A 13,564-nucleotide genomic window follows, 5' to 3' on the forward strand; every position below is an offset into this window, starting at 1 on the left:
CGGTGCCCGAGGCTCCGCGCCCCGCCTTCGCGACCAGGAGACCCCGCGTGACCGATCCGGCCCTGTTGTCGGCAGCCGAGCTGTCCGGCCTCTATGCTTCGGGGCGCCTGTCCCCGGTCGAGGCGACGCAGGCCAGCCTCGGCCGGATCGAGCGGCTGGACGCCCGGGTCAACGCGATCTGCGGCATCTACCCCGAGGAAGCGCTCGCCTCGGCCCGCCAGTCCGAGGCGCGCTGGCGCGAGGGCCGGCCGCTGAGCCCGATCGACGGCGTGCCGACCACCGTCAAGGACCTGCTCCTGACCCGGGGCTGGCCGACCCTGCGCGGGTCGAAGACCATCGACCCGGCCGGGCCGTGGGACCAGGACGCGCCGGCGGTGGCGCGGCTGCGCGAGGCCGGGGCGGTGCTGGTCGGCCGCACCACCACGCCGGAGTTCGGCTGGAAGGGCGTGACCGATTCGGCGCTGACCGGCATCACCCGCAACCCCTGGGACCTGACCAAGACGCCCGGCGGCTCCTCCGGCGGCGCGGCGGTGGCGGCGGCGACCGGCATGGCGGCGCTCAATATCGGCACCGATGGCGGCGGGTCGATCCGCATCCCGGCCGGCTTCACCGGCATCTTCGGGCACAAGCCCAGCTTCGGCCGGGTGCCGGCCTTTCCGCTGAGCCCGTTCGGCACCGTCTCGCATCTCGGACCGATGACCCGGACGGTGCGCGACGCGGCGCTGATGCTGTCGGTGCTGGCCCAGCCCGACCCGCGCGACTGGACCGCCCTGCCCTTCCCGCCGACCGACTTCACCCAGGGGTTGGAGGACGGCGTGCGCGGCCTGCGCGTCGCCTACGCCCCGACCCTGGACGGCGCCCCGGTAGACCCCGAGATCGCCGCCTCGGTGGCGAAGGCGGCGGAGATCTTTGCCCGGCTCGGCGCCCGGGTCGAGACCGTGACGCTGGACCTGCCCGACACCGGGCCGGTGTTCCGCACCCATTGGTTCGTCGGCGCGGCGACGCTGTTCACCGGGATTTCGGAGGAGAAGCAGGCGCTGATCGACCCCGGCCTGCGCCGTGCGGCCGCCGAGGGCGCGGCGATCCCGCTGCTCGACTACACCCGCGCGGTGATGGCGCGCGGCCGGATGGGGGTGCGCATGAACCACTTCCACCAGGATTGGGACCTGCTGCTGATGCCGACCCTGCCGATCCCGGCCTTCGCCGCCGGGCAGGACCTGCCGCTGGCCCCGGACGGATCCTACTGGGCCGACTGGACGCCCTTCACCTACCCGTTCAACCTGACCCAGCAGCCGGCGGCCAGCGTGCCCTGTGGCCTGACCTCGGCCGGCCTGCCGATCGGGCTGCAGATCATCGGCCCGATGTTCCAGGACGGGCTGGTGCTGCGCGCCGCCCGCGCCTTCGAGGCGGCGCAGCCCTGGGCCCTGCCGCCGCTGGCGACCGCATGACCGAGAAGCAGCCTTTCTGGCGTCGCAAGCGCCTGGACCAGATGACCCGGCCGGAATGGGAGTCGCTGTGCGACGGCTGCGGCCGCTGCTGCCTGCACAAGCTGCGCAATGCCGACGAGCCGGCGGACACGCCCAACGTCGACTACACCGACATCGCCTGCAAGCTGCTGGACACCCACAGCTGCCGCTGCACCCACTACCCCACCCGCAAGACCTTCGTGCCCGACTGCGTCGCGCTGACGGTCAAGAATGTCGACGAGCTCGGCTGGATGCCGTCGACCTGCGCCTACCGCCTGCTGGCCGAGGGCCACGACCTCTACTGGTGGCACCCGCTGGTCTCCGGCGACCCGGAGACGGTGCACGAGGCCGGCATCAGCGTGCGCGACAAGGTGGTGTCGGAGGACGAGGTCCCGGAGGACGAGTTCGAGGACCACATCGTCGACTGGCCGGCCTGAACGGAAGCCGGCCGGGACGGCGTTGGCGTCAGGGGATGTCCTTGGGCGGCAGCACCGGCTTCGGCAGCGGCACCAGGTCGACCGACTTCGACTGGCCGCCGAGGAAGGCGGGATCGAGCAGCCCGCCACCCGAGGGGTCACCGCCCGGAGGTGCCGTGGTGTCCACGGGGCCGGTGCCGATCGGCTGATGCGACGGGCTGCCGAAGGCCTGCGCCCGGCCGCCCTGCGGATGGCCCTGCTCGATCTCCGCCTGCGCCGCGGACACGCGCCGCGCCAACTCCGTCGAATAGGGCAGCAGATAGGCCCGCGGCACGCCGCTCGGCAGGTTGGAATCGTCCAGCTCCTCGAGCCAGAGATGGACGGCGCCGGGCTCCCGGCGGGACGGGTTCGGCTCGATCACCCGGGTCCACAGCACCTGGAAGCGGTCCGGCACCGCCACCGGCGCCGACCAGCCGAGCAGCCCCTGCGTCGCGAAGAAGACCACGACATAGAAGACGCTGGCGGCGAGGATCGCGGCGATCTTGAACAGCCGCCGGATCGGCAGCCATATCATCGCCACGAGCAGCAGCACGCTCAGCAGCACATAGGCCAGGGTCAGGCCGAGCACACTGGTCTCGAGCGCCATCATGGCGCGCCGTTCCGCCAGGTGCTGTGGAAGGTCTGCAGGATCGACCTCTCGACGTGGCTGGTCTCCGTGACCGCACCGGCGGCATCCAGGGTGAAGCGCACCGCGGTCCTTTCCGTCCCGCCCTGGTCGAGCTGGATGGTTTCCTTGGCGACGATCTTCACCACCGGGTTGAGCTTCTGGACGGTCACCGTCACCGGCACCGCCTGGCTGGTCAGCGCGGTGAAGTGATAGACGTTCACCGTGTACTCGCCGGCCACCACGCCGCGCAGGCTGACCAGCTCCTCCCGGGTCGCCGTCAGCACCTTCTGGCCGTTGACCAGGACGAAGTCGTTGAGGCCGCCGCGGTCGTCGCGGTCCAGCACCATGAAGCCGGCCTCGCGCCGGCGGAACCAGACGACATTGCCGATCGGATCCTGGACGAAGGTGTCGATGTCGTCGGGATGGTTGTCCGGCCAGTCCACGCTGATGAGGAACTCGGCCTTGCTGTCGACCTTCCCCTCCTTCGCTTCCGGCGCCACGATCAGCAGCGCGACGAAGAACAGGAAGGCGAGAACCTGCAACGCCTTGAACAGCACCACGCTGAACGGGTCGAAGGGCTCGTCGCGCGGCAGGAGGTCGAAGTCGTCGATCATTCCGCAGGCGCCCGGCTTTCGAGCGCCGAGACCACATGGACTTCGGTGAGATCGACCGCGAAGGCGAAGATCTTCGCTGTGGCGCTGTCCAGCAGCGCGTACTGGACCTTGAGCAGGATGGAGCCCGCCAGGCCGACCAGCGTCGTGTACATGGCGACCGCCATGCCGTCGCTCATCAGCGACATCGACGACCGGACCGCCTCCCGGTTCTCGGTGTCCAGCCCGGCGATCGGCGCCAGCATCATGATGAAGCCGATGATCGTGCCCAGCAGGCCGAGCTTCATCAGCGTGTCGCTGGCGAAGGCGCCGAACGGGTTCGAGCCGCGCAGCCGGCCGGCGAGGACGCGCAGGAGCAGCGTCTGGTCGAGGCGCTCGGCGCCCTGCAGCGCGGCCTTGGTGACGAGATCGCGGATGTGGACCGCGACCAGGCCAGCTGGCCGGCCGTCTCCCTCGGCGTTGCTGACGGGGCCGCCATTCCGGGCGATGGCCCGGGCCGTCCTGAGGGCGGCGTCGCCTTCCCGCGAGATGATCAGGATGCGCCACAGGCAATGCAGGCTGCTGGCGACATAGAGCAGCCCGATGATCGACGATATATAGGTCCGGTCGCTGGCGACCATCCGCCCGATCAGGCCGAAATACCACAGCAGGACGAACGCGAAGAGGCTGACGCCGGTGAAGATCAGCCAGGGCAGCAGCGGATCGCGCCCGGGCAGCTCGAATGTGCGCTCGCTCATGCGGATAGGCCCCGGCGGCTCATGGACGACGTCCGAAGCCTATCGATCCGCAAGGCAAAGGGCCTGGGCATCGATCCCGAACCGCTTTGGGCAATATGCCCGAGCCGCGCCGCAAGCAGCCTCCGCGCTTGCCAGCCGGGGACCGGAATGACCAGTATGAGCAAGATCCATTCGGGCGAGAGCGAAAAATGAACCTATTCGTTCATCTCGTCTTGCGTCTCGCCGGCGTCGTTCTGGTCTGCCTGGCCTGTGCCGTCGGCTGGGTGCTGATCGACACCCATCGCGCCATCGAGAAGGAGGCGTCGGCATCCGCCGACCGGGTCGCCAACGCGCTGGAGACGCTCTACTGGCGCGAACTGCTGTGGCGCGGCGGGCTCAGCCGGGAGCATCTGGTGCCCATCCCGGACTGGGAAACGATGGCGACCATGAAGGTCATCTCGCCGGGCGTCTGCATCACCGTCACTCCCGGCAACGAAGCGCCGCGGCGCCTGTGCAGCCAGCTGGAAACGATCAGCGACCCGGCACCGGCCTGGTTCCAGGCCTTCTACGACCATGTCTTCGGCGCCTATGCGCGGGTCGAGCGGCCCCTGACGGCGCGGCAGCCGATGGCCGGGGTGGTCGCCGCCGAACCGGATCGCGGCGCCGCGGTGCGCCAGGCCTGGCAGCGCACCGATGTCGTGCTCAGCGTCGCGGCGCTGCTCGCCGCCGGGATCGGCGTCCTGGCCGCCGCGGTCATCGGGCAATCGCTGATGCCGGCCCGGACCATCGTCGCCGGCCTGCGGCGGCTGGAGCGCGGCGACTACAGCTATCGCCTGCCCGGCTATCGCACGGCGGAGTTCGACCGGATCTCCCGCGCGGTGAACGACCTGACCTCCCGCCTGGCGGAGACGACGGCGCAGCGCATGGCGCTGACCAACCGCCTGTTCCAGGTGCAGGAGGAGGAGCGCCGGGCGCTGGCGCGGGATCTGCATGACGAGTTCGGCCAGTGCCTCGCCGCGGTCGGCGCCCTGGCCACGGTGATCGAGCTGGAGGCGGCGGACCGCCCCGACCTCGCCAAGGACGCGCGCTCGATCCGCGAGACCAGCAAGCGGATGACGGCGACGCTGCGCGGCGCCCTGGCCCGGCTGCGCTCGCAGGAGGTCGAGGAACTCGGCCTGGAGGCCAGCCTGGCCCAGCTCGTCGCCGGGTGGAACGCGCAGAAGGACCGGCAGGCGGCCTTCCATCTCGACATCGTGGGCAACCTCGCCGGGCTGCCCGAGGCGACCAGCCTGAGCATCTACCGCATCGCCCAGGAATGCCTGACCAACGCCGCCCGCCACGGCAAGCCGCGCGATGTCCGCCTGCAGGTGCAGCGTGTGGATGCGGAAGGACGCGACGCCGTCGCGGTCAGTGTCGAGGATGACGGCGGCGGCACCCTGTCCCGGCTGGGCTGGGCCCCGGGCTACGGCATCCTCGGCATCCGCGAGCGGGTCACGGCGCTGGGCGGCAGCCTGTCGATCAGCCAGGCACGGTGGGGCGTGCGCGTTGCCGCCCTGATCCCCTTGATGCCCGCCCGCGAGGCGTCGGCCCCGGCATGACCGAGCTGACCATCCTGCTGGTCGACGACCACCCCGTGGTGCGGGAGGGCTATCGCCGGCTGCTGGAGCGGACCCCGGGCTACAAGGTCGTGGCGGAGGCCCATGACGCCACGTCCGCCTACCAAGCCTATCAGAAGTCCAGGCCCGACGTGGTGGTGATGGACCTCTCGCTGCCCGGCATCGGCGGGATCGAGGCGCTGCGTCACATCCGGCAATGGGACCGCGACGCACGCATCCTGATCTTCACCATGCACAGCGGCGCCGGCTTCGCCCTGAAAGCGTTCGAGGCGGGCGCTGCCGGCTACGTCACCAAGGGCAGCGACGCCGCCGAGCTGGTCAGCTCCATCGCGGTCGTCGCCCGGGGCGGCCGGGCCATGAGCGACGACGTGGCCCGGGAGATCGCCGCCGAGCGCCTTGCCCGCCCGAGCTCCCTGCTGGACGAGCTCAGCCCGCGCGAGACCGAGATCCTCCGCCTCGTCGCCTCGGGCTGGTCGGACGAGGAGATCTCGGCCTCGCTGCATCTCAGCCTCAAGACCGTCCGCAACTACCATTATCAGATCAAGGCCAAGGTCGGCGCCCGCACCGACGCCCATCTGGTGTGGCTCGCCATCGGCATGGGCCTGGTTCAGGCGGAGCAGCAGGGCGCGCGGCCACCGCGGTAATCCCGCGGCGTCGCGGATTCCGGGTACAAGCATCCTGGTTGCGGATTCGAAGGATTCGACATGTCAGGACTCGGGGTGACGCTGCTGGATGGCGGCATGGGGCGGCAGCTGGCCCGGATGGGGGCCCCGTTCCGGCAGCCGGAATGGTCGGCGCTGGCGCTGATGGAGGCGCCGGAGACGGTGCAGGCGGCGCATGAGGCCTTCATCGCCGCCGGGGCGGAGGTGATCACCACCAACAGCTATGCGCTGGTGCCCTTCCACATCGGCGAGGACCGCTTCGCCGCCCGGGGCCTGGATCTGGCCGACCTGTCCGGCCGGCTGGCCCGCCGGGCCGCGGCGGGGGCGCCGGCCCGGGTGCGCGTGGCGGGATCGCTGCCGCCGCTGTTCGGGTCCTATCGCCCGGACCTGTTCCAGCCCGAGCGCGCGCCGGAGATCGCAGAGATCCTGGTCGCTGGGCTGGCGCCGCATGTCGATCTCTGGCTGGCCGAGACGCAGAGCTCGATCGGCGAGGCGGCCGCCGCGGCGGCCGCCGTGGCCGGGCACGGCAAGCCGCTCTGGATCTCCTACACCATCGAGGACGAGCGCCCCGAGCCCGGCGCGCCGCGCCTGCGGTCCGGGGAACCGGCCGCGGCAGCGGTTCGGGCGGCGCTGGATCTCGGCGCGGCGGCCGTGCTGTTCAACTGCAGCCAGCCCGAGGCGATGGGCGATGCCATCGCCGCCGCAGTCCGCGTCGTCGGCAACGCCGGCTCGGCGGCCCGGATCGGCGTCTATGCCAATGCCTTCCCGCCCCAGCCGGAGGATGCCGCCGCCAATGACGGCCTGTCGGACCTGCGGGCCGACCTGGATCCCGACAGCTATCTCGGCTGGATCCGGCGCTGGGCCGGGCTGGGCGCCTCGCTGGTCGGCGGCTGCTGCGGCATCGGGCCGGAGCACATCGCCCGCCTGCGGGCGGCGCTGCCGGACCTGGCCGCCGCCACGGCACGCTGACCAACTTTCAGTCGTTTTTGTTCGACATGTTGACGACGGGCAACGTCGTGCGGTACGACTGACATGTCAGTTACAGCAACTTGACCGCGCGATCGCCGCGCGGCAGCCGCAGGAAGCGAAAGTGCCCCAACCTCGCGAGCGTTTCGGCCTGTCCGCGGCCCTGACCGTCCCGTTCCGGCCGGACGGGGTGGTCGATCTCCTGCGCCTGGTGGCGCATGCCCGCTGGTGCCTGGCGCATGGCTGCCGCACCGTCACCGCCTTCGGCACCACCGGCGAGGGTGCCTCGTTTTCGCTGTCCGACCGCGAGCAGCTGTTCGGCGCCTTCGCCGCGGTCGGCATCGACGGGCGGCAGGTGGTCGGCGGAGTCTCCGCCTCCTCGGCCGAGGATGCGGCGGTGCAGGCGCGCCTGGCCCTCGATTTCGGTGCCGACGCGGTGCTGCTGCCGCCGCCCTTCTACTTCAAGGGCGTCAGCGACGACGGGCTGTTCGCCTGGTTCGCCCGGGTGTTCGAACTGCTGGGCGGCGCCGCGCGCGACGTCATCCTCTATCACATCCCGTCGGTCACCCAGGTGCCGCTGTCTATCGAGCTGATCGGCCGGCTGCGCGCCGCCTTCCCCGAGGTGATCCGCGGCGTGAAGGACTCCTCCGGCGACTGGGCCTATGCCGAACAGCTGCTGGCGGCGCATCGCGACCTCGCCATCCTGATCGGCGACGAGCGCTGCCTCGCCGCCGGCGTCCGGCTCGGCGGCCAGGGTGCGATCTCCGGCCTCGCCAACGCCTATCCGCAGGCGATGCTGCCGATGGTGCAGGACGGGCGCGACGACGACCGCATCCGGCGGCTGGTCGACGCGGTGCTGGCCCATCCGGTGATCCCGGCGGTCAAGGCCCTGGTCGCCCATCGCAGCGGCGACCCGGCCTGGCTGGCGGTGCGGTCGCCGCTGGTGCCGCTGTCGGCCGACGCCGCGGCACGGCTCGGCGCGGTGGCGGACGGCCTGTTCACCGACCGGGCGGCCGCCGGATGAGCGGGCTGGCGGAGGAGCGCGAACCGCTGAAGCTGCGCGAGAAGGCGTATGACAGCTTCACGCAGCATCTCCTTGCCAACAGCCTGCACGCCGGGCAGTTCATCTCGCAGCGCGAGCTGGTGGAGCTGACCCAGATGCCGCTTGGCGCGATCCGCGAGCTGGTGCCGCGGCTGGAGGCCGAGGGCCTGATCAAGACCGTGCCGCAGCGCGGCATGCAGATCATGCACATCGACCTGACCATGATCCGCGACGCCTACCAGTTCCGCCTGTTCCTGGAGAAGGAGGCGACCGCCGCCTTCACCCGGACGGCGCCGGATTCGACGCTGGCGGCGCTGCGGGCGCAGCACGAGGAGATCATCGCCCGGGCGCAGCGCGAGGGCACGACGCCGGAGGTGGTGGACGCCGCCCAGGCGACGGACTGGGGGCTGCACGACACCATCATCGACGCGCTGGGCAACGAGATCATCTCCAAGGCCTATCGCGTCAACTCGATCAAGATCCGGCTGATCCGGCGCGAGCTGGTCGGCATCGCCGGGCTGGTGGTGCCGGTGATGCGGGAGCATCTCGGCATCCTCGACGCGATCGAAAGCCGCGACCCGGCCCGGGCGGCGGAGGCCATCGCCGCGCACATCGCCAATGCCCGCAACCGCGCCCTCGGGCTATAGCGTAGGCGCATCGGAACAGCCGGGCAGGAAGCCCGGCGCAATCAGATCCAGGGAGGATCACACCATGGCGTTCTCGTCACCCCTCAGCCGCCGGTCGCTGCTGGCCGGCACCGCGGCCTTCGCCGCCGCGGCCGCCCTGCCCCGGATCCGTCCGGCCTTCGCCGCGCCGGACTGGAAGAAGTATGCCGGCACCCACATCGAGGTGAACCTGGTCAAGAGCCCGCGCAGCGAGACCATCGCCCGGAACCTCAAGGAATTCACCGACCTGACCGGCATCGATGTCGGGCTGGAGCAGACGCCGGAGCAGCAGCAGCGGCAGAAGGCGGTGATCGAGTTCAACAGCGGCGCGCCGAGCTTCGACGTCATCCATCTCAGCTACCATGTGCAGAAGCGGATGTTCGAGAAGGGCGGCTGGCTGGCCGACCTGCGGCCGTTCCTGGCCGACCCGGCCCTGGCCGATCCGGCCGTCAGCCTGACCGACTTCTCCAGCGCCGGCCTGGCCTACGCCACCGCCGATAACGGCGCCATCGGCAGCCTGCCGCTCAGCGTCGACTACTGGATCATCTACTGGAACAAGGAGCTGTTCGCGGCCAAGGGGCTGAAATACCCGGCTAGCTTCGAGGAGCTGGTGTCCGCCGCCGAGGCGCTGACCGACCCGGCCGCCGGCACCTACGGCTTCGTCGCCCGCGGCATGAAGAACGCCAATGTCCCGGTCTGGACCTCGTTCATGCTCGGCAACGGCGTCGCCCCGCTCGCCGCGGACCGCAGCCTGGCCACCACCTCCGACGGCGCGCTCGAGGCAGCAAAGCTGTATCAGCGCCTGCTGACGAAGGCGGCCCCTCCCGGCGTCGCCGGCTTCAACTGGAACGAGTGCCAGTCGGCCTTCCTGCAGGGCAAGGTCGGCATGTGGCTGGACGGCGTCGGTTTCGCCAAGCCGCTGGAGGACCCGAAGCTGTCGCGCGTGGTCGGCAAGACCGGCTACGGCGTCATGCCGAAAGGCCCGAAGGACCAGGCCTCCGCCACCTTCGGCGACGGCATCGGCGTGGCCGCGGCCAGCGAGAACAAGGAGGCCGCGTTCCTGTTCTGCCAATGGGCGGTATCCCGCACGGTGCAGGCCGACCTGCTGCAAAGCGGCTCGGGCGTGCCGTTCCGCACCTCGATCCTGGACGATGCCGAGGTGCGCAAGGGCGTGACCCTGCCGGCCGATTGGATCGACGCCGTCGTCGGCTCGTCCAAGGTCAGCAAGCTCGGCCTGCCGGTGATCGTGCCGGTCACCGAGTTCCGCGACATCTTCGGCATTGCCCTGACCAACATCGCCGGCGGGGCCGACCCGGCGGCCGAGCTGGCCAAGGCGACCGAGCAGTTCAAGCCGATCCTGGCCAAGAGCGAGGCCTGAGCCGATGACCGCTGCCGACGCCGAGGTGGGACGGAGACAACGCGTGCGGGCGCGGCGGCCGAATGCCGTCGCGCCGACCCTGCGCACCTACCTGCCCTTCATCCTGCCGGCGGTGGTGGTGGTCGGGGCGGTGATCATCTTCCCCTGGGCCTTCACCGGCTGGGTCAGCCTGCATGACTGGCAGGCCACCGGCGCCGGCGGCTTCATCGGCCTCGACAACTATGCCCGCCTATTCGCCGATGCCCGCTTCGGCGAGGCGGTGTGGCACACCCTGCTGTACACCGTCCTGTCGGTGCTGCTGCCGCTGGTCCTCGGGCTGGCGGCGGCGCTGGTGTTCAACGAGCGCTTCCCGCTGCGCGGCCTGGCCCGCGGCATCGTGATCATGCCGATGATGGCAACCCCGGTCGCCATCGCCCTGGTCTGGACCATGATGTTCCACCCGCAGCTCGGCGTGCTGAACTACCTGCTCAGCCTGGTCGGGCTGCCGCCTTCGCTCTGGGTGTTCGACCAGGCCACGGTGATCCCGTCGCTGGTGCTGGTCGAGACCTGGCAGTGGACGCCGCTGGTGATGCTGATCGTGCTCGGCGGCCTGTCCGCCCTGCCGACGGAGCCCTATGAGAGCGCCCAGATCGACGGCGCCAGCTGGCTGCAGCAGTTTCGCTACCTGACCCTGCCGATGATCTCGCCCTTCCTGATGGTGGCGGTGATCATCCGCTCGATCGACGCGCTGAAGAGCTTCGACATCATCTACGCCATCACCCAGGGCGGCCCGGGCACGGCGTCGGAGACGATCAACATCTACCTCTACACCCAGGCCTTCAGCTTCTACGACATCGGCTACGGCTCGGCGATCGCGGTGGTGTTCTTCGGCATCGTCGTCGCCATGTCCCTGGCGCTGCTGTGGCTGCGCCAGCGCGCCAAGCTTGCGGCCACCTGAGGAGGCCCCAGATCATGTCCCGCCCCCTCTCGAAGATCCTGCGCCGCGCCGCCCTGTATTTCACCGTGCTGGTGATCGTGTCGCCGGCGCTGCTGTTCTTTCTGTGGATGCTGTCGCTGTCGCTGAAGCCGGAGGTCGACAACATCAGCTATCCGCCGGTGCTGATCCCGACCACCCTGGCCTGGAGCAACTACGCCCAGGTCTTCGCCGAGAACTCCTTCGGCCGCTACTTCATCAACAGCCTGATCGTCACCGGCAGCGCCACGCTGATCGGCCTGGTGATCGGCGCCCCGGCCGCCTACGGCATCGCCCGGGCCAAGGCCACCAAGCTGTCCGTCGTCGTCATGATCGCGCGGATGACGCCGGGCCTCAGCTACCTGATCCCGCTGTTCCTGATGTTCCGCTGGCTGGGGCTGATGGGCACGCTGTGGCCGCAGATCATCACCCATCTGGTGATCACCCTGCCGATCGTGATCTGGGTCCTGATCAGCTACTTCGAGGCCCTGCCGATCGAGCTGGAGGAGGCCGGGCGGATCGACGGTGCCAACCGCTGGCAGGTGTTCCGCCATGTCGTGCTGCCGCTGACCCGGCCGGGCCTGACCGTGGCGATGCTGCTGGCCTTCATCTTCTCCTGGAACAACTTCGTCTTCGGCATCGTGCTGGCCGGGCGCACCACCCGCACCCTGCCGGTCGCGGTCTACAACTCGCTGACCTTCGAGCAGGTCAGCTGGGGCCCGCTCTCGGCCGCGGCGCTGGTGGTGATCCTGCCGGTGCTGGTGCTGACCATCGTCGCCCAGAAGCAGATCGTCGCCGGGCTGACCTCGGGGGCCGTGAAGGGCGGCTGAGCCGGCCCTTCACCCGAATCGTCCAACCCTACCCCAATTGGATCATTTGCAAATTGGATAAAATGCCGTAGTTTGTAGGTATATAGTCATTATCACAAGACACCTGCCGGATCAGGGGTGTACCATGTCATTCAGCCAATTCATCAATTACATAAATCTGCCGGCGGCGGCGCCTGAGACCGCCATCCTTGAGTCGCCGATCGGGCAGATGGATGCCATCCTCTCCCTGCGGCAGGATGCCTATGACATCCTGGGCAAACTGCGGTACGTCCGCGAAACCTGGGCCGACAGCGACGTGCCGCCGGCGCAGGAGCGCTGGGTGCTGCGCCAGATCCTGCAGTGCCTGACGGTCAGCCGCAATCCGACGTCGGGGGACGGGATCGACCGGATCGCCGCCGCCGGCCAGCTGCTGTCGCTGCTGGTCGACATGCCGGGCGCCGCGTTCGAGGCCGACGATGCGGATGATGTCGGATACGACCTGGTGGATTTCGACGCCGATCTCGACGATGCGGAAAGGCTGGTCGCCGGCGCCCCGTCATAGGCTGGCCGCGCGCTCCGACCGCTCCTTGATCACGCCCAGCACGATGCGGTGGAAGTCGGTCAGGAAGACGTCGCCCCACCAGGCGCAATAGGCGTTGATCGGGGTGGCGATCCAGTAGTCGGTCTGCAGCGTCAGCCGGGTACGGCCGCCCGGCAGCGGGTCGAGCGTGTAGTGCCCGCCGGTCAGCTTGAGATAGGGGCTGTTCACCCGGATATGGCCCTCGACCGCGGCCGGGATCGAATCCGGCGCGAAATGGAAGGTCCAGGCCAGCGACCGATTGAGGTCCCAGGCGGTGATCCATTCCTGGAAATGGATGCCGCCGCCCCAGTGCAGATAGCGCACGGCGCCGACGCCCTCGCCCTCCAGCCGCGCATCCTCCGGCCGCGGCACGCCGACGATGGCGTGGCTGAAGGTCCAGCTCAGCTCCCGCGGCCGGATGTCGGGGATGGCGACGGTGTTGCGCCACACCGCCTCGGGCGGCGCCGCGATCTCGACCACCGTGATCACCGACCCGGTGCGCTCGGGATACGACGTCCCGGCCTCAAGCGGCATGCCGAGCACCGGCGCCAGCACCAGGACCAGGGCGGTCGCCCGCCCGCGGGTGCGGCGCAGCAGCAGCCCGGTGATCAGCCCCCCGACGATCGACGCCAGGTAGAACAGGGGCGCGGCCATGATCACGCAGATCCCGCCCTCGCGCAGCAGCACCACGGCGGCGAACAGGAAGACCGAGGTGACGTAGAAGCCGATCAGCGCATGGCGGCCGCCCCGCATCTGCCCCCTGGGATCGGCGATCATCACCGCCACGCTGGTCGCCGCCGCCGGCACGCCGAACAGGAAGGCGACCACCAGCATCATCGCGCCGCCGCCGCCGACCTCCCAGTCGATAGCCTCCGCCAGCAGGCACAGCACCAGCGCGTAGACGACCGCCATGGGCACGGCCGGGAACAGCCGCCGGCGCCAGTTGCGTGGCACATCCTTGTCGTCGTCGTCCGATGCCACGATGCCTCGCCCTCCCCCGGAAGCCGGCACCTTCGCC

At 70.1% G+C, this 13,564-nt stretch carries 15 protein-coding genes; 11 read left to right on the forward strand and 4 right to left on the reverse strand.

Features of this window, described 5'->3' with window-relative positions; all coding sequences use genetic code 11:
• The first annotated feature begins 47 nt into the window (after positions 1 to 47).
• The gene (locus tag E9232_RS11925; protein WP_309794225.1) at positions 48 to 1,448 is read left to right on the forward strand and encodes an amidase; all 1,401 of its coding nucleotides are present in this window, start codon (positions 48 to 50) and stop codon (positions 1,446 to 1,448) included.
• Positions 1,445 to 1,903 carry a YcgN family cysteine cluster protein gene (locus tag E9232_RS11930; RefSeq protein WP_309794226.1) on the forward strand — a complete coding sequence of 153 codons (459 nt, stop codon included), beginning with the start codon at positions 1,445 to 1,447 and terminating at the stop codon, positions 1,901 to 1,903. The genes E9232_RS11925 and E9232_RS11930 overlap by 4 nt, the downstream gene beginning before the upstream one ends.
• A gap of 28 nt (positions 1,904 to 1,931) precedes the next feature.
• Here E9232_RS11930 and E9232_RS11935 read toward each other — a convergent pair whose 3' ends face one another.
• From E9232_RS11935 to E9232_RS11945, 3 genes are read right to left on the reverse strand one after another with little or no spacing between them, the layout of a single operon-like run.
• Positions 1,932 to 2,531: a hypothetical protein gene (locus E9232_RS11935; RefSeq protein WP_309794227.1), complete on the reverse strand. Its 600-nt coding sequence runs from the start codon at positions 2,529 to 2,531 to the stop codon at positions 1,932 to 1,934.
• Positions 2,528 to 3,163 carry a hypothetical protein gene (locus E9232_RS11940; RefSeq protein ID WP_309794228.1) on the reverse strand — a complete coding sequence of 212 codons (636 nt, stop codon included), beginning with the start codon at positions 3,161 to 3,163 and terminating at the stop codon, positions 2,528 to 2,530. Before E9232_RS11940 ends, E9232_RS11935 begins: the two co-directional genes overlap by 4 nt.
• Positions 3,160 to 3,897, reverse strand: coding sequence for a MotA/TolQ/ExbB proton channel family protein (locus tag E9232_RS11945; RefSeq protein WP_309794230.1), 738 nt, complete (start codon positions 3,895 to 3,897; stop codon positions 3,160 to 3,162). The genes E9232_RS11940 and E9232_RS11945 overlap by 4 nt, the downstream gene beginning before the upstream one ends.
• Before the next feature lie 188 nt (positions 3,898 to 4,085).
• On the opposite strand from E9232_RS11945, the gene E9232_RS11950 reads away from it, so the two are divergent.
• The 9 genes from E9232_RS11950 to E9232_RS11990 all read left to right on the forward strand — a co-directional run bounded on the left by E9232_RS11950 (position 4,086) and on the right by E9232_RS11990 (position 12,528).
• Positions 4,086 to 5,474 (forward strand): histidine kinase, encoded by a 1,389-nt coding sequence (locus tag E9232_RS11950; RefSeq protein WP_309794231.1) that lies wholly within the window; start codon positions 4,086 to 4,088, stop codon positions 5,472 to 5,474.
• Positions 5,471 to 6,136 carry a response regulator gene (locus E9232_RS11955; protein ID WP_309794233.1) on the forward strand — a complete coding sequence of 222 codons (666 nt, stop codon included), beginning with the start codon at positions 5,471 to 5,473 and terminating at the stop codon, positions 6,134 to 6,136. The genes E9232_RS11950 and E9232_RS11955 overlap by 4 nt, the downstream gene beginning before the upstream one ends.
• A 60-nt stretch (positions 6,137 to 6,196) precedes the next feature.
• Complete coding sequence (locus E9232_RS11960) at positions 6,197 to 7,123, forward strand: homocysteine S-methyltransferase family protein (protein WP_309794235.1); 927 nt, start codon at positions 6,197 to 6,199, stop codon at positions 7,121 to 7,123.
• Between the two features lie 121 nt (positions 7,124 to 7,244).
• Complete coding sequence (locus E9232_RS11965; RefSeq protein ID WP_309794236.1) at positions 7,245 to 8,144, forward strand: dihydrodipicolinate synthase family protein; 900 nt, start codon at positions 7,245 to 7,247, stop codon at positions 8,142 to 8,144.
• Entirely contained in the window at positions 8,141 to 8,809 is a 669-nt protein-coding gene (locus E9232_RS11970; protein ID WP_309794238.1) for a GntR family transcriptional regulator, read from the forward strand. The genes E9232_RS11965 and E9232_RS11970 overlap by 4 nt, the downstream gene beginning before the upstream one ends.
• A gap of 64 nt (positions 8,810 to 8,873) precedes the next feature.
• Positions 8,874 to 10,205: an ABC transporter substrate-binding protein gene (locus tag E9232_RS11975; protein ID WP_309794240.1), complete on the forward strand. Its 1,332-nt coding sequence runs from the start codon at positions 8,874 to 8,876 to the stop codon at positions 10,203 to 10,205.
• 4 nt (positions 10,206 to 10,209) lie between these two features.
• Positions 10,210 to 11,142: a carbohydrate ABC transporter permease gene (locus tag E9232_RS11980; protein WP_309794242.1), complete on the forward strand. Its 933-nt coding sequence runs from the start codon at positions 10,210 to 10,212 to the stop codon at positions 11,140 to 11,142.
• A gap of 14 nt (positions 11,143 to 11,156) precedes the next feature.
• The gene (locus E9232_RS11985; RefSeq protein ID WP_309794244.1) at positions 11,157 to 11,987 is read left to right on the forward strand and encodes a carbohydrate ABC transporter permease; all 831 of its coding nucleotides are present in this window, start codon (positions 11,157 to 11,159) and stop codon (positions 11,985 to 11,987) included.
• Positions 11,988 to 12,195: 208 nt separating this feature from the next.
• The gene (locus E9232_RS11990) at positions 12,196 to 12,528 is read left to right on the forward strand and encodes a hypothetical protein (protein WP_309794246.1); all 333 of its coding nucleotides are present in this window, start codon (positions 12,196 to 12,198) and stop codon (positions 12,526 to 12,528) included.
• Here the strand turns inward: E9232_RS11990 and E9232_RS11995 are convergent.
• Positions 12,523 to 13,527 carry an SRPBCC family protein gene (locus E9232_RS11995; protein WP_309794248.1) on the reverse strand — a complete coding sequence of 335 codons (1,005 nt, stop codon included), beginning with the start codon at positions 13,525 to 13,527 and terminating at the stop codon, positions 12,523 to 12,525. The two genes, E9232_RS11990 and E9232_RS11995, sit on opposite strands and share 6 nt — an antisense overlap.
• Positions 13,528 to 13,564 lie beyond the last annotated feature (37 nt).

It is taken from the genome of Inquilinus ginsengisoli (genome assembly GCF_031453975.1).
GTDB classification, from domain to species: Bacteria; Pseudomonadota; Alphaproteobacteria; order DSM-16000; family Inquilinaceae; genus Inquilinus; species Inquilinus ginsengisoli_A.